We start from the raw sequence: 26,890 nt of genomic DNA on the forward strand, positions 1-26,890 counted from the left end.
CGTCTCAACCTCTTTCCAAAATAACTTCTGCCATCACTAACGTCGTTGTATGCGAAAGTGATACGTGGACAGTTCCCTCAAATAAATCTTGTTTGATGTAGGGTTTGCCCTTTGCATCATTTAACGTTTCAATCGCTTGCAGTTGTACCTGTCCAATACCAGTCCCATAAGCTTTACTAAAAGCTTCCTTCACTGCAAAGCGCCCCGCTAAAAATTCTAACGCACGGCGCCCCGTATACCGTTTAAACAGTTCATATTCCTTAGCTGTTAATACTTTTTCAGCAAAATGACTATTCTTACTCTGTGCTTTTTCAAATCGATCAATTTCGGCTAAATCAATGCCTAATCCAGCAATCATCGTCTTCGCCCCTAGTACCCTATTTTTAATTAGTTTACCACAAAAAAGACAGAGACTGAACTTACATCTCTGTCACAATTGACTATATGAAAACAGCGGCCGACCAAGTTGGCCGCCCGCTGTTTTTAAAAAGTCTTATTTATCGTTTGTACGAATTGTGAAGTTCCGTTTTGAACGGCCATCAGTCTTCTTACGGTTGTCACGATTGTCATTACTACGACGTTTGCTGCTATCGCCGTTGCCACTGTTGCGACGACCGTCTTTGTTGTCATTACCACGACGTTTGCCATCGCCATTACCACGACGATTGCCACCGCGATAGCCGCCACCGTTACCGCCACGACGATTGCCGCCGCCATTCCGGTTGCCGCTACGATTGCCACCTTTTTTACGTGAAGGCAATGGACGTTCTGGTGTTATCTTAACAGGAACTGATTCCTTGCTGATTGTCTTCAAAAGCACTGAAGCTAATTCAACGTCAGAGAATTGTTTCAATAATTCTTCAGCTTCTTCGCTGAATTTAGCCAATTGGCCTTTTTCAATCATTGAGTTGATGTCTGCAACCGCTGCAGCTAATTGGCCCTTGAAGGCTTCTTTTTCTGTAGGTGGTTGTAATGGTAACATCCGTTTCTTCGTTAAGTTTTCGATGATGTGTAAGTATTCCATTTCGTTTGGTGTTACAAAAGTAACTGAAACGCCTGACTTACCGGCACGACCTGTCCGGCCAATCCGGTGAACATAACTATCAGGATCTTGAGGAATATCGTAGTTATAAACATGGGTCACACCTGAGATATCAAGACCACGAGCAGCAACGTCTGTTGCCACTAAGATATCTAAACGGCCAGCCTTAAATGATTTCAAGACGCTCATCCGTTTTTGTTGTGATAAATCACCGTGAATCCCTTCAGCATTGTAACCACGAGCCTTCAAACCGCGTGTTAATTCATCAACACGCCGTTTTGTCCGACCAAAGATTAATGTTAATTCAGGTGATTGAACATCGAATAAACGCGTCATAATGTCGAATTTTTCGAAGTCCTTTGCCCGCACATAGTATTGATCAATTAAGTCAGCCGTTAATTCTTTTGACTTCACTTTGATCATTTCAGGGTTAGTCATGAAGCTCTTACCGATTTTCATGATTGGTGCTGGTAATGTTGCTGAGAATAAAAGTGTTTGACGTTGGTCTGGCACTTGTTTGATGATGCTTTCGATATCATCAACGAAGCCCATGTCTAACATTTCGTCAGCTTCATCTAAGACCAATGTTTTCACGTGGTCTAATTTAACTGTGCGACGGTTGATATGATCCAATAAACGACCCGGTGTCCCAACAAGAATTTGTGGGTGATCTTTTAATGAACGGATTTGGCGACGAATGTCAGCCCCACCGTATACAACTTGTACTTTCGCTTTACGGTCGCGACCTAAGCGATAGAGTTCTTCTTGTGTTTGGATTGCCAATTCACGCGTTGGTGAAATGATTAATGCTTGAATGTTAGGATTGTCTAAGTCCAAGTTTTGTAAGATTGGTAAACCAAAAGCGGCTGTCTTACCGGTACCAGTTTGTGCTTGACCGATAACATCCTTACCAGCTAATGCCAATGGGATTGTTTCGCCTTGGATGGGTGTTGCTTCTTCAAAGCCAGCGCGTTCGATGGCTTTCATAATTGGTTCTGATAAACCTAATTCTGCGAATTTCAAATAGTGTTCCTCCTTGTTTTGTAAAAAACATGCCATTACAAAACAGGTCCACTTCGTCAATTGCACCATTTTCAAAAATCTGTCTTGTAATATAATTGTTTTCAAAAGCCTTTTTCATTAAAAAAGCTCCTTAATAGCTTATCATGCCACAACTTAATTAGCAAACGGAATTGCTCCAGTTGTTAATCTAATTCCATAGCTTCAATCGCTAAACAGCGTGCCTGTGCAGTTGTCTGTCAATTGCTAATCATTAATTAACTTCAGTATCTTGTAAAGCAGCGACTACTTTTTCTAAATGTAAGCCATGACTTGCCTTTAAAACGATTAAATCGTCAGGTTGTACCTGCGCTTGCAAGCCAGCAATTAATTGCGTTTGTTCATGGCGGTTAAAGTAATGGAGGCGTTCTGGTGCATAACGCTCTTTTAACGTCACATATAATGGTTCAATTTCATCCCCGAACAAGAAGACCTCTTGAATCATCGTGGGATCTAATTCTTGGGCCAAACTTTCGTGTAATTTCTTGCTGGCAGTACCAAGTTCCAACATGTCGCCTAAGACGGCAATCCGCCGCCCGTCAGTCTCAAAATGGCTGAAATTGTGTAAAACTTCTTTGGCAGCCGTTGGGTTTGAATTGTAAACATCACTCAACATCCGTTCACCCTTTTGACCAACAAGCCACTCTGTCCGATTACTTGTGACTTCAAAATTCGCCAAGGCTTTTTTCATTAATTCTGGTTTAATGTGGAACCGTTGCCCAACCAAAATTGCGGCCAACGCATTATTGACATTATAAGCACCCATCATTGGAATAGTAAACGTCATCTCTGGCCAAGCATTCAACTTGAATGACGTTTCAGTTTCACCTGCACGGACTTGTAAGGGATATAAGTCATTGGTCGTCAAATTACCGAATGTCTCGGTTGTGAGTTCGCCAACCCGTTCAGTCAATAGCGGTTCGTCGCCAGCGTAAATTAATAGACCATCTTCTTTGAGCCCATCTGTGATTTCCATCTTAGCATCGGCAATCTTATCACGCGTCTTGAAAAATTCGATATGGGCTTCCCCGATCATCGTAATGACTGCGACATCTGGCATGGCTAATTCACTGAGCGCTTTTAATTGACCTGGGCGATCCATCCCCATCTCAATCACTAAAATTTCAGTATTAGCTTCCATCGATAAAATCGTTTGTGGCACACCAATTTCATTATTAAAGTTAGCTTGTGTCTTGTGCATATTGTACTGACTACCTAAAACAGCAGCTGTCATATCTTTCGTCGTTGTTTTACCATTACTACCGGTAATCGCAACCACTTTGGGATTAATTTTTTGGAGATAATGCATGGCTAACTTCTGATAAGCCGCTAGTGGGTCTGTAACCACTAATACAGGAAAATCAGTTGGCTGTGCATCATGATTGGCAGCCCAAAAAGTTGCCACTGCCCCATTTTCCTTAGCTTGTCCAACAAAGTCGTGACCATCACGCATACCAGCTAACGGTACAAACAAAGCGCCCGCATTTAATTGACGTGCGTCAAACGCAACATTCGTCACTTCAATGGTTGCCCATTGTTCAATATCGTTTTTAGCCCCAGTGACTCGTGCAATTTCACCCAACTGCATTTTCATATCTCAATAACTCCTATTACTCTGTGTGCATTTTTACGCACGCTTTTTTTAGTTATGGCTTAAAATACTACGCAATATTGTACCATAGTTTCAAAAAAGCCCCAAAAATGATTGACCACCAATTAAGAGTACCACCGTGAATAGTCATCAACCTGTTTATCATTTGGTCGATATTGTTGCTTAGTCGGACTCCGCCACCCTTTAAAAGCTGTTTTGCGTAGTGCATGATCATTTTGCAGCGGTGGTTGGCTATCTAACCGGGCGTGTTGCCGATCATTCCGATTAGCATAATTAAACGATTCACCGTTTAGTAGTTGCCGGAGTGTGCCATCATCTAGCTGGTAATGGTCAGGATTACTATCAATCAGACCATCAGCCTTTAATTTAAGCACTTGCCATTGACTGATAAATGCTCCAGATGGTGCTAGAATAAATTCACTATGAAAATCCGGCGTGAGTCGTTTTCGATTCCAATGCGTTGTTGGGCGCTGTCCGTTGCGGTATTTATTATGGAGCCGAGCTGGTTCACGCCGCAGCCAATAATGTGGCTGGGTCGCTTGTCGTTTTCGCACAAACCGCGCTAAGGCTTGTTCATCTGTTTCACCAGAGTGTTGAAAATAATGGCGGATATAGCGTAGATTCTGCCGATCTAAATACATTCTGAATTGATGAATCCGTTTATCGGTTAAAACTCGACCGACAAATGCACGTTGCACACTTTGCGCAAAGGTTGCTAAAAAAGGCGCATCTGGTGCTAATTGCGGGTCAAGTTGATAATCACGTGCTGTTAATTGCAAAAACGCATGCTCATCCAACTGCGCCCCTAAATGCGTGAGCACTAAATTGATCCGCTGGTAATTAATTACTGGTTGTGCAGTTCGGTCCCCGTATGCTTCAAAAAGCATTTGATAAAGTGCTGAGCCTACTTGATGTAATGCTTGCCAATTGTGTTGCAAAATCCTTTTAAGCGCTGTTGGTTGCGCAGCAAGTTGTCCCGTTAAATGGGTTGCATAAGCGCGTAAACTCGCAACGTCCCAATTAGCGCGTTCTAACTGTTCAAAATGGGCCACCACCTCTGCCTGATCAACAATCCGATACCGCTGCGGTAGTGTTTGCCGCCAAAGATCCATTAATTGAGTGCCATCCGTTTTAGTTGCCAGCGTTGTGATGATGGCGCGTTGAATCATTGTGCGTTGTTGCGTCGATAATGTTAGCTGGTGACGCGCATGCAATGCCAATAATAATTGCCCACGCACAACCGGTAAATCAATCATGGTAATCTGTTTGCTCGGTGTCTCATTCAATTGCATTATTAGAGTAGATTGTAACGCCATTAACTGCTGGATTGGGGATAATCGCACACTGATCACTCCTCTTTTCCTTTATTATACAAAAAAAGAGAGGGACAAAAATGAATTTTGCCTCCCTCTATATAAAACGTGTTCTATCAACTATTACCTACAGCTGATGCGTTATGTCTTTAAAACATTACATCGCTCTTAATTTAGCGACTCGTTCTTCAATCGGTGGATGACTATCAAATAAATGAGCACCCGACCGACTAAGTCCTTTAAATGGATCTGAGATATACAAAGCTGCGCTTGATGGATCCGCAGCTTGCATTGGCTCACTGTCAGAAATCTTTAATAACGCATTGATCAAACCTTGTGGGTTCCGCGTTAATTCGACACCAGATGCATCAGCCAAGTATTCCCGATTTCGCGACAACGCCATCTGTGCAATACTAGCCGCCAAAGGTCCCAATATCAACAATAGGATCGAAAAAACCAAACCGATGATATTACTTGCACCTTCTTCACGGTCGTTATCACGACTGCGGCCGCCGCCCCACCATAACATGTTGCTGCCGATGTTCACGAGCATTGAAATCACCGCAGAAAGTGCCAAGGCAATCGTTTGTAACCGAATATCGTAATTGCGAATATGGGAGACTTCGTGAGCAATTACCCCCTCGAGTTCCTCCCGATTCAAACGCGCCATGATGCCAGTCGTGACCGCCACCGCAGCGTGTTGTGGATCATTGCCTGTTGCAAACGCGTTTGGGCTAGGATCGTCAACAATGAAAACCCGGGGTATCGGTACTTGGGCGACCATCGCCATGTCTTCAACAATGTGCCATAAATCAGGATATTCGCTAGCATCATGGACTTCGGTCGCATGATTCATCTGCATAACAACGTTGGTTGAGTTTCCAATCATCATCGCCATATAAACGGCGGCTAAAATAGCCGCCACCACGACACCACTAATCAAATTACGCATAAACAGATACCCTAATGCAGCCCCAATTGCCAATACTAAAGCAAAAAAGCCAATCATCACATATACCGTTTTACGTTTGTTCTGTTGAATTTGTTCAAATAACATTCCCAATCACACCCTATTCAAAGGAAACTTTAGGTGCTGCTTTTTCCTCAACTGGCGTTTCTAAGTAAGCTGTCTTTTGGAAATTGTGAGCACCTGCCAAAATATTACCAGGGAAAGTTTGAATTTGGTTGTTGTAACGGGTAGCACTTGAGTTAAACAATTGACGTGCATACGCAATTTTATTTTCCGTATTCGTCAATTCTTCCATTAACTTCGTAAATTCTGCGTCCGCTTTTAAATCTGGATAGCTTTCTGACAAGGCGAAAACGCTTTTCAATGAATCCGTTAATTGATTAGAAGCCGCCATTGTTGCTTGCCGATTATCAGCTGGCATTTCAACCAATTGATTCCGCATCTTGATGACTTTTTCCAACGTGTCTTGTTCATGCTTAGCATAACCTTTCACGGTCGATACTAAGTTTGGAATCAAGTCATTCCGCCGTTTGAGTTGTACATCGATTTGGCTCCATGCTTCATCTGTCCAGTTCCGACTCTTGACCATGTTATTGTAGGTGCTGATATAGAAGCCAACCGCGCCAACCACTAACAAAATAATGATAATAATAAACCACAACATACGCGTATCCTCTTTTCTTTAATGTTGTCTTCATATTATCAGACTCGCTACAACAAATAAAGAATAGGTTGCCAACCTTAACAAAATCTTGGTTTGACATAAATGGTAAAATTAAAGAGTTACCAATTTTGGGAGGGATACTTGCATGTTTACTGCACAGCCAGCAATTGCGAATGTTGATTTAACTGCACCACGGATGATTGTCGATGACCCTCGGATTCCCATGAGTTATCGGGCACTTTGTCAAACAACCAATGGCGGTTTTTTGACTAACTTTAGCCTTCCTACGAGTGAGCCAACAAGTGATGGTCTCGCCGACGTTGAGTGTCATTATTTAGCTGGGATTGCTCACAACGGTGAAGCAGTCATCCAAGCCCCCGACTTGCCCGATTACTTAGTCCCTTTTAGTCAGCATCAACAGCAGTACTTTGTATTTGATTGCCAACAAGCCTCAGCTGAACCACCGATTCGCTACATAGATACTGAGGTCGATCAATGGTTAACCGTTGCTGATTCGCTGGATAGTTTTCTCGAACAATTAGGTCCCAAAGTAATTGATCTAAATCCAGATAATGAGTTAACCCCTTTGCAGCGTAACCATTACTTGTTAGTGGCACAGGGAGCACAGCTAGACACTTTGCTAGCCCGTTATGAAGCCGATGCTGATAAAGAATGGCTGTTTGATTGGCTACTCTATTTTGCCGAACACGGTACACCAGCCCAACAAGCAAGCGCATTGACTGCCTACGACACTCAGCGGTTGTACTTTAAACACCAGCTGCCACGAGCTAAAGATGCGCAACTGACTGCCCTCTTTGAACAACTCCCACACTTAAAAGACGCCTACCACGCACATCAGCAAACGTGGTCGCCGCTTTAACTTTTTAGAATCGAGATGATGACACCATGTTGACTAACATTCGTCAACGTTTATTCAGACGCCGCGCACAATGGGAACAGAACCTCGTCGTTTTATGGTTTGGTAATTTCATGGCCGGGGTTGCTTTTAGTTTGATTATGCCATTTATGTCGTTATACATTGACACACTTGGCAACTTTACAACGGCCCAACTGAGTTTATGGAGTGGGGTGACCTATTCTATTACCTTCTTGGTTACCGCTCTGATTTCACCATGGTGGGGCAAAATTGCTGACCGCCGTGGTCGCAAATTAATGTTACTCCGTGCCTCATTAGGACTAGCGATTGTCCTGGGTGCGATGGGCTTAGTCCAAAATATTTATGAATTAATTGGTTTGCGACTATTACAAGGCTTCTTCTCGGGTTATATCAGTAATTCAAACGCCTTAATTGCCACTTCAGCACCACAAGAAAAAAGTGGTCAAGCTTTAGGCACCCTGACCACCGGAAGTGTTTCCGGAACCTTATTAGGCCCGTTGTTGGGTGGGATTATCGCCCAAGCAACCGGCTATCGAACAACCTTCTTCATTACCGGTACCATCTTGTTCATCGTCTTTATCCTCTGTCTGGTTTTCGTTCACGAAGACTTCACGCCAGTAGAAAAAGGCGATCAAGTACCCGGTCGGCAACTGATTCATGAATTGAAATACCCGCATTTAATTATCGGCATGTTCGTCACCACAATGATTATTCAAGCCTCCAACAACTCAATTAGCCCGCTGTTGAGTTTATATGTCCGTCAATTAATGCATCATGGCAATAACGTAGCGTTAGTCAGCGGAGTTGTCGCGGCTACTCCAGGGATCGCAACCTTAATTGCCGCGCCGCGTTTTGGTGCACTTGGCGATCGGATCGGTTCCGAGAAAATTTTACTCGGTGGCTTGATCTTCGCCGTCTTCGTTTACGTTCCGCAAGCTTTCGTTCAAAATGTTTGGCAACTCGGTGCCCTGCGTCTGCTGGTTGGGGTCGCCGATGCCGCATTGTTACCGCAAGTTCAAACGATTCTTGCGAAGTACTCACCCCATAGTTCCGCCGGACGGATTTTCAGTTATAACCAATCCTTCCAAGCAATGGGGAATGTCGCCGGACCTTTAATTGGTTCCAGCGTTTCTGGCCTATTCGGTTACAGCGGGGTTTTCCTATCGACAACCGTTTTAGTAATCGTCAACCTCTTCTGGGTGCGTCAGAATACAAAAGTCTTACGCGAAGAACATGAAATACAAAAATAATACAAAAAAGTGGTGTCGCTCATTTTCAGAGCGACACCACTTTTTTGTTGAAACGTGCTTTTTGTGGCATATTTCTGCGCTTAACAGAATTTGCCAAATCGGTGATTACAATCGCCAATTCGTCAAATCCAGTTAATGCTCAAAATATAAGCGCCACAAACGCACTCTATTTTTTGGTAAACGTCAGTTTATCTAACCAGTCCCGGTTATGTTTAATACAGAAATAGCCGATAATGGCGATTAAACATGATCCCAAGACATCCGCTAGTAAGTCCCCCATCGTGTCTAACAAGGCTGCTTGGCCTAATAAAAGGTGACCTTTTGCCATATAACGTTGCATGTTTAAGCCTAACAAACTATCGCCGGTAAATTCATAGAATTCCCACAACACACCAATCGTACTCCCAAACGTTGCCGCAAACAAACTCATGAGTAAGGCTGAAATGGTTTGACGGAGTTGTTTTGAAATCAATACGTTAAAGACCGTATACCCTAAGCCCGCCAATAACCCGGCACTCAAGACATGCAAGAATTTATCCCAGTAGTATAAGCGACTATAAAAATGTAATCCCGTCCCCAATAAAATCGAACAGTATACAAAGATTAAATAAACTGCATATAGAATCTCTGGAAACCGGTATGGCATAAAGCGTTCAATGATAATAGGTAAGGTCGCAATCACCAGGCCTGCAACCACTTGTAAAACGGCAAAAGACAATGTTCCGTTGTCTTTTGGGTTAGTCAGCATTTGTTCTAAGTAATAACCAATATAGATTAATTGACTCACAATGGTGAAGACATAAAGCCAATCTACCCACCGCCAATTTGTTTTTTGTTTTGCCATGTTATTCATCCTTTCCATTCAAATGATACAGCGTGACACTCCGACTAAGTCGCAAGTATGCGATGAAATGAAAGATATTGCCCAGCAAAATCAACAGTGCCCCTAGCCAGCTATTAATCTGAATTCCGACAATGGCAATGGCGTAAATCAAGACACTTCGTAAGGGATCATTTTTAATCGTTTGATAAAATTCCTCGTGTCGCTGTTCATACTGACGCATTAGTTCATGATGCAGTGCCATATACCGATATAATACCCAAAACAAAGCTGAGATGACTAATGCAACAATCGCATACGATGTAAAAGCAAATCGAATATCAGCGCCATTTTGTTGAGCAATCGATTCCGACAACAAACTAGTTGGGTAATTAATCAGTGTCACTGCAAATAAAATACTGAGATTGATCACGTTTAACTGCCAGTTAGTTTGTTTTGTTTTCGCAAAATAATCGTGATGAAACAACCATAATGTCCCCACATAAAAAAAGGATAGTACATAGGCAGCCAAAGTTGGCCACTGTGCAATCACCGCTTGACTCAAATGCCCTGCTTGATAGTCCGGCACTTTAAAGTCTAACACTAATAGTGTTAATAAAATGGCAAAAACGCCATCGCTAAATGCTTGTAATCGATCGATTTTCATTATTCTTTCCCTCACAATTCGACTATGGTCAAACTAGCGTGGGTAGTGCATAATAGTTCATAAATAATTCCCTTAACTAGGAGGCTCTATGTCATCACCTACCACTAAAGCCACGCAGTTTAAAATTATTTTTGTTTTATATAGCTTACTTTTAGGATTGTTGATTGGTGGCATAGGGGCCGCCTTTTTAGCCCTCATTAATTTCAGTACACACTTAATTTGGCAAGTCGGTTATTCGCATTTCAACCAGCCATTTTATCCGTTGCTTGTTGGTCTATTTGGCGGATTACTCGTCAGCTTAATGCGACGTTATTGGGGGACCTTATCCTAAAACAATGCATGAAACACTCAGCGAATTTAAACAAACCGGTTCCGTTGCCTACCAACAGCAAGTCGGTAAAAACATTATCGCCGCCTTAGTTATATTAGCCTGCGGCGCTAGCCTTGGCCCTGAAGCCGCGCTCTCGACCATCGTCGGCGGCCTAATCACTTGGTTGGGCGATCGACTTAAACTAACCGCTCAGCAAAAAGAAACGTTTTTGACGATGGGGATTGGTGCCATACTAGCGGCCATCTTCCACGCACCGCTAGCCGGTGTTGGTGAGGCGATTGAGACGACCTCCTTGCGCGATCATTTCAAATCACACTTCAATCAAGTTCTATTATACATTCTCACAACCGCAACTGGGATTCTTGGTTTCGCCTTGGTCAACCAACTCTTCCCCAAAGAAAGTCCATTTACACTGCACACACCAATCATTCATTGGACATTAATAGTTTGGCCACTTCTTATTTTAGCATTAATTATCGGTTTAGTTTTTGGCAATCTATTCTTAAAAATAGAACAATGGTGCCAGTGGCTCTTTGATACGATTCAGCGGCCGGTCTTACTTGCAATGATCGCTGGTGTGTTCTTGGGTGCTTGTGGTCTATTGTCGCCTTATTTACTCTTTTCTAGAGAACACTACTTGTTCACCTTTACCAAATCCGTTTTAGATCAATTATTCATTTATTTACTCTTAATCGGGCTTGGAAAAACCGTTCTAACTAATCTGCTATTTGCCTTTGGTTGGCGGGGCGGTAAAATTTTCCCAGCCATCTTTGCAAGTGCGGCAATCGGTTTAAGTCTCGCCGTTGTATTGCCATACACTCCCGGCCTCCTGGTTGCCACGGTTGTCGCTGTCAGTTGTACGGTGATCGTGGCGCAACCGTACGTCACTGCTACTTTGTTACTCTTTCTTTTCCCGATTCAATTTTTCCCAGTCATTTTGCTAGCGTGTCTCGCTAGTCATCGAATTCAAAAAATGTTGATTAAATAGCTGATTGCCGTTTGCAATCGGCTATTTTTATGGAAAAAAAGGCAAAAAAAAACAGGGAAAAATTCCCCGGTTTCAAAATAATTATTTGGCAGCGTTCTTGTCTGCAAAACCATATTTTTTGTTGAAACGATCGACACGACCATCTGCTTGAGTAAACTTTTGTTTACCTGTGTAGAATGGATGTGAATCTGACGAAATTTCAACACGGATTAATGGATATGTGTTACCGTCTTCCCATTCAACAGTTTCAGCTGAGTTAGCAGTTGAACCTGAGATGAACTTGAAGCCAGTTGATGAATCCATAAATACTACCTTGTGATAATCTGGATGAATACCTTGTTTCATGTCTTTTCCGCTCCTTTTTGCTAAAGTTATCTGCATCAATTCAGATGCACAACTTAAGTCTTGCCCTGAGATATTTACTATGTCAGAGATATTTGTTTACATAACCATTAAATATTAGCATGAATGCTAACAAAAAACAATAGATGGTTAACTTATTCTTCAACCATTTTGACGATTGCGCCCAGACCCGTTAGTTTATCAACAACGCGGTCATAGCCTCGCAAAATATTACTTGCGTTATCAATCGTTGTCACACCATTGGCCATTAAGCCAGCGATCATTAAACAAGCACCGCCCCGAATTTCATCGGCGGATACTTCGGCACCTTGTAACTTGTCGGCATGATGTAAAATAATCACATCATTTTCGATTGAGATATTTGCACCCATCCGAATTAATTCTGGGACGTGGCGTGTTCGTTTAGGATAAAGGGTATCAACCACAATGCCTTCACCTTGCGCTTTTAATAAGAGCGGCGTTAGTGGTTGTTGCAAATCCGTTGCAAATCCAGGATATGGCATAGTTTTAATTTGAACCATTTTTAAATTAGGTGATGGATAAACGAAGATACTATCTTCCTTAACATCCATCTTAACGCCCATTTCCTCTAACTTAGCGAGGTAAGCGTCCATGTGTTCACTGATGATGTTCTTGACGTTCACGCCATCCCCGATGGCTGCAGCCATACTTAAATAAGTTCCCGCTTCAATCCGATCGGGAATAATGGTGTGTGTATTGCGCCCATACAGATGTTCAACCCCATCAATGCGGATAATGTCAGTCCCAGCACCGCGGATCTTAGCACCCATGTTGTTCAAGAATGTCGCGATATCCACAATTTCGGGTTCGCGTGCTGCATTTTCAATGACAGTTTGTCCTTCAGCACGGACAGCGGCTAATAATAAATTAATCGTTGCGCCAACTGATGCCATATCAAGATAAATTTTAGCACCGTGTAAGCCGTTTGGTGCCTTAATTTGGATAGCACCGTGGTTATTAGTCACTGTCGCACCAAGTGCTTCAAACCCTTTAATATGTTGATCAATTGGTCGTGGACCAATATCATCGCCACCTGGAAGCCCAACGATTGCTTCCCCAAAACGGCCTAATAAAGCCCCCATGAAATAATATGAGGCGCGTAAACTTTGAATCTTCCCGCTTGGAAGTGGTGTCGAAATAATGTGGGTTGGATCAATTTCAACCGTGTCATCAGCAAAAGTAGATGAGACAGACATATCTTCTAGAATGGATAGTAGGCTGTTGACGTCTTTAATGTGCGGCACACAGTCTAAAACGACTTTCGACTCCGCCAAAATAGCAGCGGGAATAATCGCAACCGTGCTATTCTTTGCACCGCCAATTGTGACCTCTCCAGATAAGAGATTGCCACCTTGAATTAACATTTTTTTCATTTTTAGATTTCCCCGTTCGCTCTGCAACAAAAGAACCGCCTTCAGTTTCCCACTTCTCCTGTGGTTTAAACCAGAAGGCGCTTTTGATATTTTTAAGTTTTTTAATTTTTTAGTTTTATTTTTTAAAATTGGAAAACGGCTCCAATCTACTCAATGCCGTTGATAATTAGTCATACATGTATAATAATAATTAATCAGCACATAAATTACAAGGCATTTAGGGATAACATTTACTTTTTAATTTTCATACTTAGTAAAAGCTAATCATCGCATTCAATTGGGCTATAGAAGTCTAAAAATGTAAGGCTTTTCAAAACGGATCATCTCCATTTTCACAACTATTTTTCGGCATACAAAAAGACGCTACTTTGTCGTGCTGACTAGTAGCATCTTTTATGAAACGTGCTCCATATTCCGGTTAGCCACATCAGTCATATTACCGACCTTGTCGATAATCCGCCTGATTAAGCTAATCCTCAAAGCCAACCCGTTCGAGTCAGCACTCTACATTGTTGCGCCAATAAATGCCTTGAACAAGCCTTCTGGTTTGTTGGGGCGTGATAGGAATTCTGGGTGATATTGGGCTGCCACGAAGAATTTGTTTTCTGGAATTTCGATCACTTCAACTAAACGATTGTCAGGTGAAGTCCCGGCAAAGACTAAGCCTTTGTCTGTCAACAATTCACGGTATTCGTTATTGAATTCATAACGGTGACGGTGACGTTGTTGGATAACACTTTGGTTATCATAAGCAGCAGCAGTCTTTGTACCTGGTTTTAATTTACATGGGTATAAACCAAGACGTTGTGTCCCACCCATGTTTTCTAAATCTTTTTGATCTGACATGATGTCAATCAATTTATGTTCTGCATCTGGGTGCACTTCGCCAGTTGTTGCATCTGTGATGCCAGCAACATTACGGGCAAATTCGATACTTGCCATTTGCATCCCTAAACAAATACCAAGATATGGTACATCATTTTCACGCGCATATTGAATTGAAAGGATCATCCCTTCTAAACCACGATCACCGAAACCACCAGGGACGATAATCCCATCAAAGCCAGCTAATGTTTCAGCAACATTTTCTTTCGTAATATCTTCTGATTGGATTGGTGTCACTTTAACATCGGTGTTATAAGCATAACCGGCATGGCGTAATGCTTCGTTCACTGAAATGTAAGCATCTTGCAATTCGATATATTTACCAACCAAGGCAATCTTCTTCGTGCCTTCAAGGTTCTTGATTGTGTGTAACATATCGATCCATTCTGTCATGTCAGCTTCTGGTGCTGTCATCTTGAAGTGGTTCAAGACAAAATCATCTAAGCCTTGGTTCTTCAATAACAATGGAATATCGTAGATTGATTCAGCATCGCGTGATTCAACAACGGCTTCTGGTTCAACGTCACAGAATTGGGCAATCTTGTTCCGCATGTCATCAGGAATTGGTTTTTCAGTCCGACAAACCAAGACGTTTGGTTGAATCCCGATGCTCCGTAATTCTTTAACACTGTGTTGTGTTGGTTTGGTCTTCATTTCACCGGCAGCCTTCAAATAAGGTACTAATGTCGTATGAATGTAGATGCAGTTTTCTGCGCCAACATCCGCCTTCATTTGACGAAGTGCTTCTAAGAATGGTAGTGATTCAATATCACCAACAGTCCCACCGATTTCAGTAATCACGATATCTGAATCAGTCGTTGTAGCAGCACGCATGATTTTTTCTTTAATCATGTTTGTGATGTGTGGAATGACTTGAACAGTTGCGCCAAGGTATTCACCTTTACGTTCTTTACGTAAAACTTCTGAATAAATTTTACCTGTCGTCACGTTAGAATATTTATTTAAATTATTATCGATAAAACGTTCGTAATGGCCAAGATCTAAATCAGTTTCAGTACCATCATCTGTTACGAAAACTTCACCATGTTGGTAAGGACTCATTGTACCGGGATCCACGTTGATGTATGGATCAAATTTTTGAATCGTTACCTTTAATCCACGATTCTTTAACAAACGACCAAGTGAAGCCGCAACAATTCCTTTACCAAGTGAAGAAACAACGCCACCTGTTACAAAAACATATTTGGTCATATAAATATTCTCCTTTTCTTCTCAGCATTACGCTAAACATTCATGCTTTTGGGAAACAACCAAAAACAAAAACAAGCTCCCTATTCAAAATGAACAGGGAGCCTGTTAACCGATTCTGGCTTCGCAATTAAAGTAACTGCAAAGCGCCCAATGAATATAATACAAGAAATGGCAATTAGCGTCAAGCAAAAAAATTAGTCATTTCTGCGCCGATTTTAAATCGCCTATGCTACACTATTTGCATGACCTACTTTGAAAGGATGGCCCACCATGCTACAAGACGCGTTACTAGCTCTAGATATCGGCGGTTCTGCCGTCAAATATGGGATTTGGACGAAACACCAACTAATTAAACAAGCGCAATTCCCTACACCGCTAACACGCAATCGCTTCTATTCAGAAGTTGAACAATTACGTGATCAATTTGCGACCGACTTTCACTTAACCGGGATTGCGGTGAGTTGTCCTGGTGATCCAGATGAACAGACTGGCATCATCCATGGCATGAGTTATGTGCCATTTTTGCACCTCGGTGAATTTCAAACTGAATTTGCAACGCGCCTTGGTCTGCCCGTCTCTCTCCAAAATGATGCCGACAGTGCAGCACTCGCTGAGATGACAGTTGGGATTGGTCAAGGTCATCTGAGCGCCTTATTCACAATAATTGGTTCTGGGATTGGCTTATCCATTATCGAAAATGGGACCATTCTCAAAACCACTGCTGATAAAATCGATAACTTCGAAAAATTCATCGCAGATGCCATTAAAACACTCAACAATTCAAAAGTCTCACCCGTCCAAATTGGCAAGACTGTCTCCCTCCGTAATTTTAAACTCCCCAATACAATCGATGGCAAAACCGTCTTCGAACTTGCCGATCAAGGGGATCCGATTGCCACCCAAGAAGTCACACAGATGTATGCTGCCCTTGCGGAAATCATGCTCTTTTTAAACGTTGCTTACACGCCCGAGATTATTGGTGTCGGTGGTGGCATTAGTCAGCGAACTGACCTACTACCAAAATTAAACGCTGCGATTGACGCACTTTTAGCCAATGACAATAGTAGTATTAATCGTTACTGGCAACGCCGTGCAGGGGCAACCACCCCTATTCCTGTGCCACACATCGAAATTTGTCACTTCAACCAAGACGCCAACTTAATCGGCGCGGTTTACCATTTTCTTGAACGAGAGTGTGTCGTAAGTCGGGTATCCGACGAGGATTAGCTTAAAAATATTAAACGCAAAAAAAAAGACGCCAAAGTTAACTTTGGCGTCTTTTTTTATGGCAACGAATCGGAAACGTCTAATTAAAGCTCGTCATCTTCGTCTTCGTCGTCTTCATCATCATCGCTAAATTCAGATAATTGACCTTCGATACCGTCTTCTAAGGCATCGTCGTCTTCATCATCGTCATCGTCACCGATGTTTTGTAAGTCAGCTTTGTATTCAGTTAAGTCATCACCAGCAACGTCATCTGTAGCTGCTAAATCAACATCATCATCAGCATCTAAGTCTTCGTCTTCTGGATCATCGTCACTGTAATCAATCACATCGTCATCGTCGGTAACATCTGCTAAGAATGCATTAACCTTCTTACGACGTTTCTTCTTAGTTGGTTGGTCTTCTTCATCTTCTGGATGGTTAACTTCTTCATCGACAGATTCATATGGGTACCAAGAACGGAGGCCCCAAACGTTTTCGCCTAAAGAAATGAAACTACCATCTTCATTTAAATCCGTATAAAATTGTGATAAGCGTGCACGCACTTCTTCATCACTTTTGCCTAAATAGTTTTGAATTTCATTCGTTAAGTCAGCGAATGCAATCGTGTCGCCTTTTTCTTCTAAAATTGCATGTGCGACTTCAATCATTGATAGTTCTTCTTTATTTTGGCCTTTAAAAACGTCTAATTTCAACCAGTACACGTCCTTTCAACAGTCTATCCTTAATCATACTAGCTTAAGCTGTAAAAATCAATCGTAATTTGTAATCCCCCACGGCTTGATTATTGATGGCAAGTTGGTAATGAACCGTAATTTCACCTGATAACGGTTGTTCCTTCACCATCGATAATAAATGGGTTGTCGTTGTGAGCACTGGCATGTTGCCATATTTTGTTTGGTAAATTGATCCGAGGTCTTCACCTTGCTTAAAGTACAACCGCAATTGCGTCTCGTCTTCTTCTGTGCCCCGCGTTAATTGAATTTGACCGTCAGCAGCCAATTTAAACCGTACCGCGGTGGCTTGTTCACCACCGTGTTCCAGATAACGTAAGTAAAGTGACTCTCCCATTTTGACAACTTGACCATCCTCATCGAAAACGTGTTTTTCAAGTTGCCCATCTTGTTGAATTTGCGTTTCAAGGTGTACCTTGACCGGAATTCCGCTTTGACTTGCCATAAATAACTTCCTTTAATTTTAATTAAGTAGTTCTATTATAAGCCATTCAAAATTTGAGCGCCAGAATAATCCGCCAATTCTCTTTGACCAACGTACCGATTGCAGACAGCGCCTAGAATTTACGCTATAATTAAGAAGAGTTTTTAATTTTCGGAGGTGATTACCATGGATGATTTAGCGACTTTATCTGCCAATCAAGAATGGGCTATTTTAACCCAACATTTTGAAAAAGCGGCTGGACCACTCGCTTTTGCTCATGCTAATAGCCTCTTAGCTTTGAGCCGCGAATTACAACAACCTATTATTCATTTTTGGACGCTTGCTGACAATGTTATTTTGGGCATGATGGATACAAAGTTACCTGCTTATCCACAAGCGGTTGCCACATTAGAGGTTGCACACTATGCCCATTTCGTGCGTAACGCTGGTGGTTTGGGGATTGTGACGGATGCCGGCGTTTTGAACGTTAGCTTCTATCTTCCTGATATGGCGGATCACCTAAGCATTAATGCCGCTTACGCGCTCATGCACCAATTGTTCACAACTGCCTTTGCAGACTATCCCGTCACGATTGACCATTTCGAAGTCACTCACTCCTATTGCCCTGGCGAATACGATCTCAGCATCAATGGTCAAAAATTTGCCGGTATTGCCCAACGCCGTGCCAAAAACGGAATTGCCGTACTCTTATACGCCAGCATTACAGGCAAGCAACAGGCACGTGGCAAACTCATGCACAGTTTTTACACTGCTGGCCAAGCACAAAGCCAAACGCGGTGGACTTTCCCAGTGGTCATCCCGGACACCATGGCCAACCTATCTGATCTATTAAACGAACCAATGACTGTTGCAACAGCCATTACGCACCTACAGACCGCTTTTAGCCGATTGGTTCAACAACCACAACTAGTTGACCTCACACCACAATTACAAACGAAAGCTTATCAACAACTACTACTTAAAAACCAAACAGCACTCCACCGTTATCAAGTTTAACGGGCCTCAAAAAGGAGATTATATTGTGACTAACACCGCTATTAAACTATCGCGTGAAAAAGTATTCCGTGATCCTGTGCATAACTACATTCGCGTCGAGTATCAAGTGATTCTCGATTTAATTGACACCCCCGAATTTCAACATCTTCGGCGGATTAAACAGCTTGGCACGACTTCCTCTGTTTTCCAAGGCGCTGAACATTCCCGCTTCACCCACTCATTAGGTGTTTATGAAATCACACGCCAGATCTGTGATCAATTCCAACTTAACTACCCTAGTCAAGTTGCCGGTGATGGACTTTGGAACGATGATGAACGGTTAGTCGCCTTATGTGCAGCTTTATTGCACGACATCGGCCATGGCGCTTATTCACATACCTTCGAACACATCTTCAATACTGATCATGAATTGATTACGCGCCAAATTATCACCAACCCGGAGACAGCCATTAATCGCGTCTTAACCCAAGTTGCGGATGATTTTCCTGCGAAAGTCGCTAGTGTAATCGATCATTCTTATCCGAATCCACAAGTTGTCCAGATGATTTCCAGCCAGATTGATGCCGATCGTATGGATTACTTATTACGGGATGCTTACAATACTGGGACTAAATACGGAGAATTCGATTTGACGCGTGTTTTACGAGTCATGCGGCCTTACGATAAGGGCATTGCCTTTTTAGCAAACGGGATGCACGCCGTTGAAGATTACATCGTCAGTCGGTTCCAGATGTATCAACAAGTTTATTTTCATCCTGTTTCACGCGGCATGGAAGTTATCTTGCAAAAGCTCTTGCAACGTGCGAAATTTCTTTATCAACAGCCTGACCATCATCAGAGTCTCGCACCGCAATTATTGATTCCATTTTTCGAACAGAACTTCACCTTACAAGACTATTTAAAATTAGATGATGGCGTTTTGAATACCTATTTTCTATACTGGTTAGACTATCCGGATTCAGTGCTCAATGATTTGGCCGACCGCTTTTTAAGCCGCCGCCCACTCAAATCGGTTGCCTTTAGCCAACAGACCCAACGTGTTTTACCAGAATTACGGGCGCTAACCGAGCAAGCTGGTTATAACAGTGAGTATTACACTGCTGTTAATAACAGTTTCGATTTGCCGTATGACGCCTATGATCCCTCCGCTAAATCACCCAAAACTCAGATTGAAATTATACAATCTGATGGTCAACTTGAAGAGTTATCATCATTAAGTGACTTGGTGGCCGCCATCTCAGGCCGTTTTAGCGGCGATGAACGCTTCTATTTCCCTAAAGAAATGCTCAACGAAAATGATATCGAAGTCTTCGCACCAATATACCGCCAGTTCAAAGCATACTTGCGTAACGGTGCAATCAATCCTAACCACTAAAAAGGAGTTTTTATAATGTCAATCAAACTTGTCGCTGTCGATATGGACGGCACCCTATTAAATGAAAATAACATCCTTAGCCCTAAAACAATCAAAGTTGTCAAAGCTGCTAAAAAACATAGCGTTAAAGTTGTGCTATGTACTGGGCGACCACTCACCGGGGTCACGCCTTTTCTAAAAGAACTGGGTTTAACTGAAGCCACTGACTATGTGATTACGTTCAACGGTGCTTTGGTTCAAAATACGGCAACTGGTGAAATTCTAGTGCGTCACACTCTTACGCATGACCAATATCTTGAACTTGAAACCCTCTCCCGCCAAATCGGTTCTCATTTACACGCTGAAGACGATCAATTCATCTACACCGCCAATCGCGATATCAGCCCTTACACAGTCGGTGAAAGTGCCCTCGTCAACATGCCTATTCGTTTCCGCCATGTCGATGAAATCACACCTAACAAGGCCTTTTCAAAAGTGATGTTAATCGACGAACCCGCCGTCTTAGCTGAAGCCAAAACCAAGATTCCTGCTGATTTTTTCGATCGTTATCAATTTGTTCAAAGTGAAGCCTACTTTCTCGAAGTACTCAACAAGAACGCCGGTAAAGGAAATGGTTTGCGCGATTTAGCAAATGCCTTAAATATTGATCAATCTGAAGTAATGGCCATTGGTGATCAAGGTAACGATCTATCAATGCTAGAATACGCCGGCTTCCCAGTTGCCATGGATAATGCCATTCCTGAATTGAAAAAAATTGCTAAGGTTGTTACTAAGAGTAACCATGAAGGCCAAGATGGCGTGGCATACGCCATTGAAACATACGCCTTTGAAAGCCAAGCCTAATCATAAGGGGAGTTATTATGACTACGTTAATTGATCTCGTTTACGCGTCACCCCTTTTCTTTTTGATTTTATTCATTGGTTTACAGCGATTTGAAAAACGCCAATTAATCAACGGCATTGTGTTTAACTTTTTCCTCTTCAGCGCATTAATGGATGCTGCGCTCATTGTGATTCGCCTCAATAACGAAACGCTGAATAACATTGCAATTGCTGCTGCAATTGTTGTCGTTCTAATCGTCATGTTCTTCTACTTATTCGGTATTGTCTTGTTGCTGTGGAACGCGTATATTGTCTGGAAAAAAGAAAGTCACACGTTATCCAACATGCTGACCCTCCTCATTGTGTTAGCCATCATTGGCTCATTTTTCATCCCAATCATCACGCGCTTGTTACACATTCCCGCCGATGTTAAATTATTTGTCAGCACAATTGTATCGGTTTTTCTTTTGTATATTCCATTGTTCTTCTATTTATATCTAACTTCACTGATTATCTATCAATTCAACCGCCCCCGTTATCAACAAGATTACATCATCGTCTTGGGTAGCGGTTTAATCGATGGTCAATTCGTCCCACCGTTACTGGCCAGTCGGATTAATCGCGCCATTCGATTTTATGATAAACAAGTCAAAAAAGGCCGCCCTGCACCAAAACTGGTCTTTTCTGGCGGCCAAGGTCCGGATGAGAAGCTGCCTGAATCAGTTGCCATGCAACGTTACGCCATTGAGCAAGGGATTCCGATTAAAGACACCCTCACCGAGGAAAAATCAGTCAACACTTTACAAAACATGCAATTTTCAAAAGACATTATCATGGCTGATACCACTAAATCGAATCCTAAAATTATTTTTGCAACCAATAATTACCACACATTCCGCGCTGGGCTTTTTGCAAAGCAAGCCCGTTTGAAAGCAGATGGCATTGGCGCTAAAACATCGCGTTACTTCTTACCAAATGCAATCATCCGTGAATTCATTGCAATTCTCAAAATGAAACAGCATCAATTCATTTTAGTCGCATTTGCAAGTGTCGCATTTGCAGCCTTAACTGTTTTACTCAATCATATGTAACGTAAAAAGCCGTTGTGGACAAATTGTCCACAACGGCTTTTTTTATGATGCCTATTTAGCCCGTGCTGCACGGACATAATGAATGATGAGCGTCAGTAGAATAACGCCAAACACAATCCCAGCAAACACTAGGCTAGGAATTTCATAGTCAATGGCTGGAATCGACAAGAATAATTTAATCGCGATGAAAAGAATTAAGATGTAAGCCATCGGATTTAATTCCGGAATTTTCTTCATCAATTGGGCGATGAATTGGGCAATCCCCCGCATGCAGATAATCCCAATCATTCCCCCGATTAAAACAATCACCGGATTACTAGAAATCGCTAAAGACGCTAATACGGAATCAATTGAAAAAACAATGTCCATCAATTCAATCGAAGCAACTGTGCGCCAGAACCGATGCGGACTACTGATTTTAGAACCCGCCTCCGGTGTTTTAGCCTGCTTCGGATGCCCACTCTTTCTGAAATAAGCAATGACTAAGTAAATTAAATACAATGAACCGGCAACTTTAATTTCCCACAAATGAATTAAATAGGTGCCGACACCAATAATAATGAAGCGGAAAACATAAGCGCCCCATAAGCCATACACCAATGACTTTTCTTGCTCAATTTTTGTAGGTAATGTTTGTGTCTGTGCCGCTAATACAACAGCGTTGTCTACTGAGAGTAAGCATTCCATAATCACTAACGTTAAAATTAAAAGCCAATCTTCGGACGACGTAATGACAGTTTGCCAATTACTCAGTTCAAAGAATGGTTGATACAATTGTACAATCCAATTCATCTAAGGTTCCTCTATCTCTAATTTCTGTTATTTAATTCCTGTGACTATCTTAACGATTTTTCATGAAAATAACAAATTTATTGGTTAATTATGTAACTAGCACAGCATTTTTATTTTATAGGCTCTGGAAATACGGTATACTTTTTGTAGCAATAATTAATAATATTAATGGAGGTCGTTTTCATGATTAAAGAATTTAAAGAATTTATTATGCGTGGTAATGTGCTAGATATGGCTGTCGGGGTTATTTTGGGGGCTGCTTTAAAAAGCATCGTGGACTCATTAACAAAGAACTTAATCAATCCAATCATTTCATTATTCGTTGGACAAGTTGATCTATCCGGTATTGCGCTTACCATTCCAGGCACCAAGGCCGTTTTTAAAATCGGGAACTTCCTAAACGATGTGATTAACTTCTTAATCATCGCATTTGTTGTCTTCTTAATCGTCAAAGGATTCAACAAGCTCCGTGACATGGGCAAGAAGACCGAAGAAGAAGAAGCACAAGTAGTCGAAACGAAAGAAGAAGTTTATTTAAAAGAAATTCGCGATTTATTAGCTAACAAAGAAAAATAAAGCCACAAAAAACGCCTGAACAAATTGTTCAGGCGTTTTTAATTGTTAGCTTATTGAAATGTGCTTCCCCAAAGCTAACCCGTTCAAGTTAGCACGCTTATCTTTTAAATCTGTTTTCAAATAATGGACTGACTGGTTTGTTTTCATGGATTCGTTTGATGGCGTCCCCAATAAGTGGCCCGACAGAAACTTGTACCATTTTATCGATTAATTTTTCTTTTGGAAGGTTAATTGAATCTGTAACAATCATTTGCTTAATCACTGAATCTTCGATTCGTTGAATAGCTGGGCCAGACAATACTGGATGTGTACAACATGCGAATACTTCTGTTGCACCAGCATCTTTCAATGCTTGCGCAGCTAACGTAATTGTGCCGGCAGTATCAATCATATCATCAATGATGATTGCGCGTTTACCGTTAACATTCCCGATAATATTCATCACTTCAGAAACATTCGGTCTTGGGCGACGTTTGTCGATAATTGCGATTGGTGTCTTTAAGAAATCAGCTAATTTACGAGCACGTGTAACCCCACCGTGATCGGGTGAAACAACAACAGCATTTTCAGCCAAGTCATTGCTCAAGAAATAATCAGCCAATAAAGGAGCACCCATCAAGTGATCCACTGGAATATCGAAGAACCCTTGGATTTGTACGGCATGTAAGTCTAATGCTAAAATTCGGTTAGCCCCTGCCATCGTTAACATATTAGCCACTAATTTAGCGGTAATCGGTTCACGTGAGCGAGCCTTACGATCTTGACGTGCGTAACCGTAATAAGGTAACACAACATTGATTGTTTTAGCAGATGCACGACGCAATGCATCAATCATAATCATGATTTCCATCAAGTTATCATTAACTGGTGCAGATGTTGATTGAATAATGAAAATTTCGTCGCCACGAATACTTTCTTCAATATTAATCTGGATTTCACCATCACTAAAACGTTTAACAGAAGATTTTCCTAAAGGAACCCCAACTTCAGCCGCGATTTTCTCAGCTAAGGGCTTATTAGAGTTCAAAGCAAAGATTTTCAACTTAGGGTCGAAATATTGTTCAGACATGTCAGCCTCCAAAAAATTTATGTTAGTACCTATTTAAAGTTTAGGCATTTTCACCCCGGAAATCAAGATTAAAACTTAAAAAGTTCACAAATGTTGTAAAGTAAGCGCTGTTCATTAGAAACGTGAGAGAAAAAGAAAAAGTTAATAGCGATTACCATCGAACCTCCCGTTTAGTATCCCATTATATCCCCAAAAATGCTTGTTTATTTTGGATTATGGATTAAATTGTCATTTAGCGCAAGACAAGGTACACTCATTGAAAAAGGAGGTTACTATGACCCGCCTTAAATACATTATTTTTAATAATCTCTATCTTTTAATTCTGGTAATTATTATTACTTCCGATCGCTTATTTCACCTCAGCATGCCCTATTTTATTCTTGGTCTTATTCTATTCGTTGCCGTTTTGATTTATCAGTATCATTTTTTCTACCCCAGTCACCCGAACTATAATCCTAAAAATTATCGCATTACAAAAATGGACTGGGCAACCACCGCTGTTGGGTGTCTTATCATACTTCTTCTAATCTTATTTTCAAGTGGTTCAATTTGGATTTGGCCCGCTTTTCTAATCGCCTTCTTAATACGCGATTATTTCTCAACTTTAAAATAACTACAAGTATCAAAAAAATCGTCCGTAATCTCAAAAATAAGATTACGGACGATTTTTATTTTAAGATGTGCTTTACAACACTAAGCTAATCGTCACAAACACACTTTAATCCAAAACGTGCTTCTTGTCACCGTAATTTCCGCTTAATCTAACATCGTATTAATGCTCAATTACTAACCGCCACAGCCAGCACTCTATTGCCATTCTTCGTCATTTGCTACTGGTAGTTTTGCCCAGTAGTTTTCTTTGTTTGTTTGACGGGCACGGGCGATGGCCATTGCCTTTTCTGGGACATCATCCGTAATCGTTGAGCCAGCTGCAATGAAGGTGTAATCTGCAATTTCAACCGGTGCGACAATGTTTGAGTTGCTACCGATGAAGACATGGCTGCCAACATTTGCGTGGTGTTTAGCCACGCCATCATAGTTAACAAAGACTACGCCACAGCCAACATTAATATCAGTGCCTAATGTGGCATCGCCAACATAACTTAAATGGCCAATCTTCGTGCGATCGCCAATTTTAGCATTCTTCACTTCACAGAAGTTCCCAACATGGACGTCTTCGCCAATTTCAGCGTTTGGGCGTAAATGACTGTTAGGCCCAATGTTTGACCCCGTGTGCATGATAGCTGATTCAATCGTTGAACTTGTGATTTGAATGTTGTCTTCAATTGTTGAATCAATAATAGTTGAGCCAGCACCAACGAAACAATCTGAACCAATTGTTGTGTTCCCTTTTAAGACGACGTTAGGTTCAACAATTGTATCATTACCAATCTGAACGCCCACTTCGATATAAGTATTTTCTGGATCAATTAATGTCACACCATTACGCATGTGTTCTGTATTGATGCGTTTACGCATCACTTTTGTTGCTGCAGCAAGAGCAACTCGATCATTAACACCCATTGATTCTTCAAAGTTTGGCATTCTGTAAGCAGCGACAATTTCGCCTTTTTTCTTCAAGATTTCAACCACATCCGTTAAGTAGTATTCACCTTGTGCGTTCTCATTCGTCACTTCGTGCAAAGCTTGGAATAAGGTCTTGTTGTCAAAGCAATAAACGCCCGTATTAATTTCATTAACAGCCGCTTCTTTATCATTAGTATCTTTTTGTTCAACGATTTTTTCGACAATCCCGATATCATTCCGGATAATCCGGCCGTAACCTGTTGGGTCTGGGGCCGTTGCTGTTAAAATCGTTGCCTTTGCGCCTTTATCATGGTGGTATGCAAATAATTTTTCAAACGTTTCAGCGGTTAAAAGTGGCGTATCGCCACTGACCACAATCGTAATGCCATCTTCATCTTTCAGTAAAGCTTCAGCTTGTAAAACCGCATGGCCAGTCCCTAATTGTTCAGCTTGTAATGCATATTGTGACCGGTCGCCGAGATAATCTTTCACCTTTTCAGCGCCGTGCCCAACAATTGTGACCACATTGGTTGGGTGCGTTCTTTCAACTTGGGTTAAAACATGATCTACCATTGGTCGACCACAAACCTCATGTAATACTTTATATAATTTTGACTTCATGCGAGTACCTTTACCCGCTGCTAAAATAATTGCATTTTTATTAACCATCATAAGCTCCTCGTCATTCGTGATTACTGGTCTATTTTAGCTTAAATACTAGGCTAGAGCAAGCTAATCCATATTGAAGTTTAGCGCTTTATCCCGTATACT

General features: G+C 41.7%; 27 protein-coding genes. 11 read left to right on the top strand and 16 right to left on the bottom strand.

The window, feature by feature from the left end:
• Nucleotides 1-4: 4 nt before the first annotated feature.
• The 6 genes from acpS to ACF1X7_RS02070 all read right to left on the bottom strand — a co-directional run bounded on the left by acpS (nucleotide 5) and on the right by ACF1X7_RS02070 (nucleotide 6,660).
• On the bottom strand, nucleotides 5-358 hold the full coding sequence (gene acpS / locus ACF1X7_RS02045; RefSeq protein WP_004270646.1) for a holo-ACP synthase: 354 nt from the start codon (nucleotides 356-358) through the stop codon (nucleotides 5-7).
• A gap of 135 nt (nucleotides 359-493) precedes the next feature.
• Nucleotides 494-2,065 carry a DEAD/DEAH box helicase gene (locus tag ACF1X7_RS02050; RefSeq protein WP_004270638.1) on the bottom strand — a complete coding sequence of 524 codons (1,572 nt, stop codon included), beginning with the start codon at nucleotides 2,063-2,065 and terminating at the stop codon, nucleotides 494-496.
• Nucleotides 2,066-2,315: 250 nt separating this feature from the next.
• A complete protein-coding gene (locus ACF1X7_RS02055; protein WP_056966363.1) occupies nucleotides 2,316-3,695 on the bottom strand; it encodes a UDP-N-acetylmuramoyl-tripeptide--D-alanyl-D-alanine ligase in 1,380 nt (459 codons plus the stop codon).
• A 122-nt stretch (nucleotides 3,696-3,817) separates the two neighbouring features.
• The gene (locus ACF1X7_RS02060) at nucleotides 3,818-5,056 is read right to left on the bottom strand and encodes a DUF3114 domain-containing protein (RefSeq protein WP_271260075.1); all 1,239 of its coding nucleotides are present in this window, start codon (nucleotides 5,054-5,056) and stop codon (nucleotides 3,818-3,820) included.
• A gap of 127 nt (nucleotides 5,057-5,183) precedes the next feature.
• Nucleotides 5,184-6,083, bottom strand: coding sequence for a zinc metalloprotease HtpX (gene htpX / locus ACF1X7_RS02065; protein WP_004270645.1), 900 nt, complete (start codon nucleotides 6,081-6,083; stop codon nucleotides 5,184-5,186).
• A 13-nt stretch (nucleotides 6,084-6,096) separates the two neighbouring features.
• On the bottom strand, nucleotides 6,097-6,660 hold the full coding sequence (locus tag ACF1X7_RS02070) for a LemA family protein (protein ID WP_039099176.1): 564 nt from the start codon (nucleotides 6,658-6,660) through the stop codon (nucleotides 6,097-6,099).
• 145 nt (nucleotides 6,661-6,805) lie between these two features.
• Here ACF1X7_RS02070 and ACF1X7_RS02075 point away from each other — a divergent pair, with 145 nt between their 5' ends.
• Nucleotides 6,806-7,540, top strand: coding sequence for an SMI1/KNR4 family protein (locus ACF1X7_RS02075; RefSeq protein WP_039099178.1), 735 nt, complete (start codon nucleotides 6,806-6,808; stop codon nucleotides 7,538-7,540).
• Between the two features lie 26 nt (nucleotides 7,541-7,566).
• The gene (locus tag ACF1X7_RS02080) at nucleotides 7,567-8,808 is read left to right on the top strand and encodes a multidrug efflux MFS transporter (RefSeq protein ID WP_039099179.1); all 1,242 of its coding nucleotides are present in this window, start codon (nucleotides 7,567-7,569) and stop codon (nucleotides 8,806-8,808) included.
• 166 nt (nucleotides 8,809-8,974) lie between these two features.
• Here the strand turns inward: ACF1X7_RS02080 and ACF1X7_RS02085 are convergent, their stop codons facing one another.
• Nucleotides 8,975-9,652 carry an Rnf-Nqr domain containing protein gene (locus ACF1X7_RS02085; protein ID WP_056967022.1) on the bottom strand — a complete coding sequence of 226 codons (678 nt, stop codon included), beginning with the start codon at nucleotides 9,650-9,652 and terminating at the stop codon, nucleotides 8,975-8,977.
• Between the two features lies 1 nt (nucleotide 9,653).
• Nucleotides 9,654-10,295, bottom strand: coding sequence for a TMEM175 family protein (locus ACF1X7_RS02090; RefSeq protein ID WP_411162384.1), 642 nt, complete (start codon nucleotides 10,293-10,295; stop codon nucleotides 9,654-9,656).
• Between the two features lie 88 nt (nucleotides 10,296-10,383).
• On the opposite strand from ACF1X7_RS02090, the gene ACF1X7_RS02095 reads away from it, so the two are divergent.
• Both ACF1X7_RS02095 and ACF1X7_RS02100 read left to right on the top strand, forming a co-directional pair.
• Complete coding sequence (locus tag ACF1X7_RS02095; protein WP_411162385.1) at nucleotides 10,384-10,626, top strand: hypothetical protein; 243 nt, start codon at nucleotides 10,384-10,386, stop codon at nucleotides 10,624-10,626.
• A 4-nt stretch (nucleotides 10,627-10,630) separates the two neighbouring features.
• The gene (locus tag ACF1X7_RS02100) at nucleotides 10,631-11,614 is read left to right on the top strand and encodes a chloride channel protein (RefSeq protein ID WP_411162386.1); all 984 of its coding nucleotides are present in this window, start codon (nucleotides 10,631-10,633) and stop codon (nucleotides 11,612-11,614) included.
• 81 nt (nucleotides 11,615-11,695) lie between these two features.
• Here the strand turns inward: ACF1X7_RS02100 and ACF1X7_RS02105 are convergent, their stop codons facing one another.
• The 3 genes from ACF1X7_RS02105 to ACF1X7_RS02115 form a co-directional block, all read right to left on the bottom strand.
• Nucleotides 11,696-11,959 carry a type B 50S ribosomal protein L31 gene (locus ACF1X7_RS02105; protein ID WP_004270647.1) on the bottom strand — a complete coding sequence of 88 codons (264 nt, stop codon included), beginning with the start codon at nucleotides 11,957-11,959 and terminating at the stop codon, nucleotides 11,696-11,698.
• Between the two features lie 152 nt (nucleotides 11,960-12,111).
• Nucleotides 12,112-13,371, bottom strand: coding sequence for a UDP-N-acetylglucosamine 1-carboxyvinyltransferase (locus ACF1X7_RS02110; protein ID WP_411162387.1), 1,260 nt, complete (start codon nucleotides 13,369-13,371; stop codon nucleotides 12,112-12,114).
• A gap of 504 nt (nucleotides 13,372-13,875) precedes the next feature.
• Complete coding sequence (locus tag ACF1X7_RS02115; protein WP_039099603.1) at nucleotides 13,876-15,468, bottom strand: CTP synthase; 1,593 nt, start codon at nucleotides 15,466-15,468, stop codon at nucleotides 13,876-13,878.
• Nucleotides 15,469-15,738: 270 nt separating this feature from the next.
• On the opposite strand from ACF1X7_RS02115, the gene ACF1X7_RS02120 reads away from it, so the two are divergent.
• Nucleotides 15,739-16,695, top strand: a complete 957-nt coding sequence (locus tag ACF1X7_RS02120) for an ROK family protein (protein ID WP_411162388.1) — start codon at nucleotides 15,739-15,741, stop codon at nucleotides 16,693-16,695.
• Between the two features lie 83 nt (nucleotides 16,696-16,778).
• Here ACF1X7_RS02120 and rpoE read toward each other — a convergent pair whose 3' ends face one another.
• Nucleotides 16,779-17,342 (bottom strand): DNA-directed RNA polymerase subunit delta, encoded by a 564-nt coding sequence (gene rpoE / locus ACF1X7_RS02125; protein ID WP_064777589.1) that lies wholly within the window; start codon nucleotides 17,340-17,342, stop codon nucleotides 16,779-16,781.
• Nucleotides 17,343-17,430: 88 nt separating this feature from the next.
• A complete protein-coding gene (locus ACF1X7_RS02130) occupies nucleotides 17,431-17,871 on the bottom strand; it encodes a DUF1934 domain-containing protein (protein WP_004270642.1) in 441 nt (146 codons plus the stop codon).
• A 165-nt stretch (nucleotides 17,872-18,036) separates the two neighbouring features.
• On the opposite strand from ACF1X7_RS02130, the gene ACF1X7_RS02135 reads away from it, so the two are divergent.
• The 4 genes from ACF1X7_RS02135 to ACF1X7_RS02150 are packed head-to-tail and all read left to right on the top strand — an operon-like array spanning nucleotide 18,037 to nucleotide 22,155.
• Nucleotides 18,037-18,867 (top strand): biotin/lipoate A/B protein ligase family protein, encoded by an 831-nt coding sequence (locus ACF1X7_RS02135; protein WP_271260070.1) that lies wholly within the window; start codon nucleotides 18,037-18,039, stop codon nucleotides 18,865-18,867.
• A gap of 25 nt (nucleotides 18,868-18,892) precedes the next feature.
• Nucleotides 18,893-20,242, top strand: coding sequence for an HD domain-containing protein (locus ACF1X7_RS02140; RefSeq protein WP_107504425.1), 1,350 nt, complete (start codon nucleotides 18,893-18,895; stop codon nucleotides 20,240-20,242).
• A 15-nt stretch (nucleotides 20,243-20,257) separates the two neighbouring features.
• Nucleotides 20,258-21,085 (top strand): sugar-phosphatase, encoded by an 828-nt coding sequence (gene yidA / locus ACF1X7_RS02145; RefSeq protein WP_064777457.1) that lies wholly within the window; start codon nucleotides 20,258-20,260, stop codon nucleotides 21,083-21,085.
• A gap of 17 nt (nucleotides 21,086-21,102) precedes the next feature.
• Nucleotides 21,103-22,155 carry a YdcF family protein gene (locus tag ACF1X7_RS02150; RefSeq protein ID WP_039099610.1) on the top strand — a complete coding sequence of 351 codons (1,053 nt, stop codon included), beginning with the start codon at nucleotides 21,103-21,105 and terminating at the stop codon, nucleotides 22,153-22,155.
• Nucleotides 22,156-22,206: 51 nt separating this feature from the next.
• Here ACF1X7_RS02150 and ACF1X7_RS02155 read toward each other — a convergent pair whose 3' ends face one another.
• Nucleotides 22,207-22,947: a TerC family protein gene (locus tag ACF1X7_RS02155; RefSeq protein WP_221276320.1), complete on the bottom strand. Its 741-nt coding sequence runs from the start codon at nucleotides 22,945-22,947 to the stop codon at nucleotides 22,207-22,209.
• A 183-nt stretch (nucleotides 22,948-23,130) separates the two neighbouring features.
• Here ACF1X7_RS02155 and mscL point away from each other — a divergent pair, with 183 nt between their 5' ends.
• Entirely contained in the window at nucleotides 23,131-23,523 is a 393-nt protein-coding gene (gene mscL, locus ACF1X7_RS02160; RefSeq protein ID WP_004270361.1) for a large conductance mechanosensitive channel protein MscL, read from the top strand.
• 97 nt (nucleotides 23,524-23,620) lie between these two features.
• On the opposite strand, the gene ACF1X7_RS02165 is transcribed toward mscL, so the two are convergent.
• Nucleotides 23,621-24,592 carry a ribose-phosphate diphosphokinase gene (locus ACF1X7_RS02165; RefSeq protein WP_004270350.1) on the bottom strand — a complete coding sequence of 324 codons (972 nt, stop codon included), beginning with the start codon at nucleotides 24,590-24,592 and terminating at the stop codon, nucleotides 23,621-23,623.
• Nucleotides 24,593-24,866: 274 nt separating this feature from the next.
• Here ACF1X7_RS02165 and ACF1X7_RS02170 point away from each other — a divergent pair, with 274 nt between their 5' ends.
• Nucleotides 24,867-25,205, top strand: coding sequence for a hypothetical protein (locus ACF1X7_RS02170; RefSeq protein ID WP_039099613.1), 339 nt, complete (start codon nucleotides 24,867-24,869; stop codon nucleotides 25,203-25,205).
• A gap of 194 nt (nucleotides 25,206-25,399) precedes the next feature.
• Here ACF1X7_RS02170 and glmU read toward each other — a convergent pair whose 3' ends face one another.
• Nucleotides 25,400-26,788, bottom strand: a complete 1,389-nt coding sequence (glmU, locus tag ACF1X7_RS02175) for a bifunctional UDP-N-acetylglucosamine diphosphorylase/glucosamine-1-phosphate N-acetyltransferase GlmU (RefSeq protein ID WP_064777459.1) — start codon at nucleotides 26,786-26,788, stop codon at nucleotides 25,400-25,402.
• Nucleotides 26,789-26,890 lie beyond the last annotated feature (102 nt).

Source organism: Latilactobacillus sp. VITA-14 (assembly GCF_046580785.1).
Lineage (GTDB): Bacteria > Bacillota > Bacilli > Lactobacillales > Lactobacillaceae > Latilactobacillus > Latilactobacillus curvatus.

Excerpts from the sequence above, each read along its gene's own strand:
- ACF1X7_RS02070 (WP_039099176.1), bottom strand. The coding sequence starts at position 6,660 with ATGTTGTGGTTTATTATTATCATTATTTTGTTAGTGGTTGGCGCGGTT.
- ACF1X7_RS02090 (WP_411162384.1), bottom strand. The coding sequence starts at position 10,295 with ATGAAAATCGATCGATTACAAGCATTTAGCGATGGCGTTTTTGCCATT.
- ACF1X7_RS02110 (WP_411162387.1), bottom strand. The coding sequence starts at position 13,371 with ATGAAAAAAATGTTAATTCAAGGTGGCAATCTCTTATCTGGAGAGGTC.
- ACF1X7_RS02055 (WP_056966363.1), bottom strand. The coding sequence starts at position 3,695 with ATGAAAATGCAGTTGGGTGAAATTGCACGAGTCACTGGGGCTAAAAAC.
- ACF1X7_RS02165 (WP_004270350.1), bottom strand. The coding sequence starts at position 24,592 with ATGTCTGAACAATATTTCGACCCTAAGTTGAAAATCTTTGCTTTGAAC.
- ACF1X7_RS02150 (WP_039099610.1), top strand. The coding sequence starts at position 21,103 with ATGACTACGTTAATTGATCTCGTTTACGCGTCACCCCTTTTCTTTTTG.
- ACF1X7_RS02100 (WP_411162386.1), top strand. The coding sequence starts at position 10,631 with ATGCATGAAACACTCAGCGAATTTAAACAAACCGGTTCCGTTGCCTAC.
- ACF1X7_RS02120 (WP_411162388.1), top strand. The coding sequence starts at position 15,739 with ATGCTACAAGACGCGTTACTAGCTCTAGATATCGGCGGTTCTGCCGTC.
- mscL (WP_004270361.1), top strand. The coding sequence starts at position 23,131 with ATGATTAAAGAATTTAAAGAATTTATTATGCGTGGTAATGTGCTAGAT.
- ACF1X7_RS02075 (WP_039099178.1), top strand. The coding sequence starts at position 6,806 with ATGTTTACTGCACAGCCAGCAATTGCGAATGTTGATTTAACTGCACCA.
- yidA (WP_064777457.1), top strand. The coding sequence starts at position 20,258 with ATGTCAATCAAACTTGTCGCTGTCGATATGGACGGCACCCTATTAAAT.
- ACF1X7_RS02135 (WP_271260070.1), top strand. The coding sequence starts at position 18,037 with ATGGATGATTTAGCGACTTTATCTGCCAATCAAGAATGGGCTATTTTA.
- rpoE (WP_064777589.1), bottom strand. The coding sequence starts at position 17,342 with ATGATTGAAGTCGCACATGCAATTTTAGAAGAAAAAGGCGACACGATT.
- ACF1X7_RS02170 (WP_039099613.1), top strand. The coding sequence starts at position 24,867 with ATGACCCGCCTTAAATACATTATTTTTAATAATCTCTATCTTTTAATT.
- ACF1X7_RS02105 (WP_004270647.1), bottom strand. The coding sequence starts at position 11,959 with ATGAAACAAGGTATTCATCCAGATTATCACAAGGTAGTATTTATGGAT.
- ACF1X7_RS02130 (WP_004270642.1), bottom strand. The coding sequence starts at position 17,871 with ATGGCAAGTCAAAGCGGAATTCCGGTCAAGGTACACCTTGAAACGCAA.
- ACF1X7_RS02155 (WP_221276320.1), bottom strand. The coding sequence starts at position 22,947 with ATGAATTGGATTGTACAATTGTATCAACCATTCTTTGAACTGAGTAAT.
- ACF1X7_RS02085 (WP_056967022.1), bottom strand. The coding sequence starts at position 9,652 with ATGGCAAAACAAAAAACAAATTGGCGGTGGGTAGATTGGCTTTATGTC.
- htpX (WP_004270645.1), bottom strand. The coding sequence starts at position 6,083 with ATGTTATTTGAACAAATTCAACAGAACAAACGTAAAACGGTATATGTG.
- glmU (WP_064777459.1), bottom strand. The coding sequence starts at position 26,788 with ATGGTTAATAAAAATGCAATTATTTTAGCAGCGGGTAAAGGTACTCGC.
- ACF1X7_RS02080 (WP_039099179.1), top strand. The coding sequence starts at position 7,567 with ATGTTGACTAACATTCGTCAACGTTTATTCAGACGCCGCGCACAATGG.
- ACF1X7_RS02115 (WP_039099603.1), bottom strand. The coding sequence starts at position 15,468 with ATGACCAAATATGTTTTTGTAACAGGTGGCGTTGTTTCTTCACTTGGT.
- ACF1X7_RS02095 (WP_411162385.1), top strand. The coding sequence starts at position 10,384 with ATGTCATCACCTACCACTAAAGCCACGCAGTTTAAAATTATTTTTGTT.
- acpS (WP_004270646.1), bottom strand. The coding sequence starts at position 358 with ATGATTGCTGGATTAGGCATTGATTTAGCCGAAATTGATCGATTTGAA.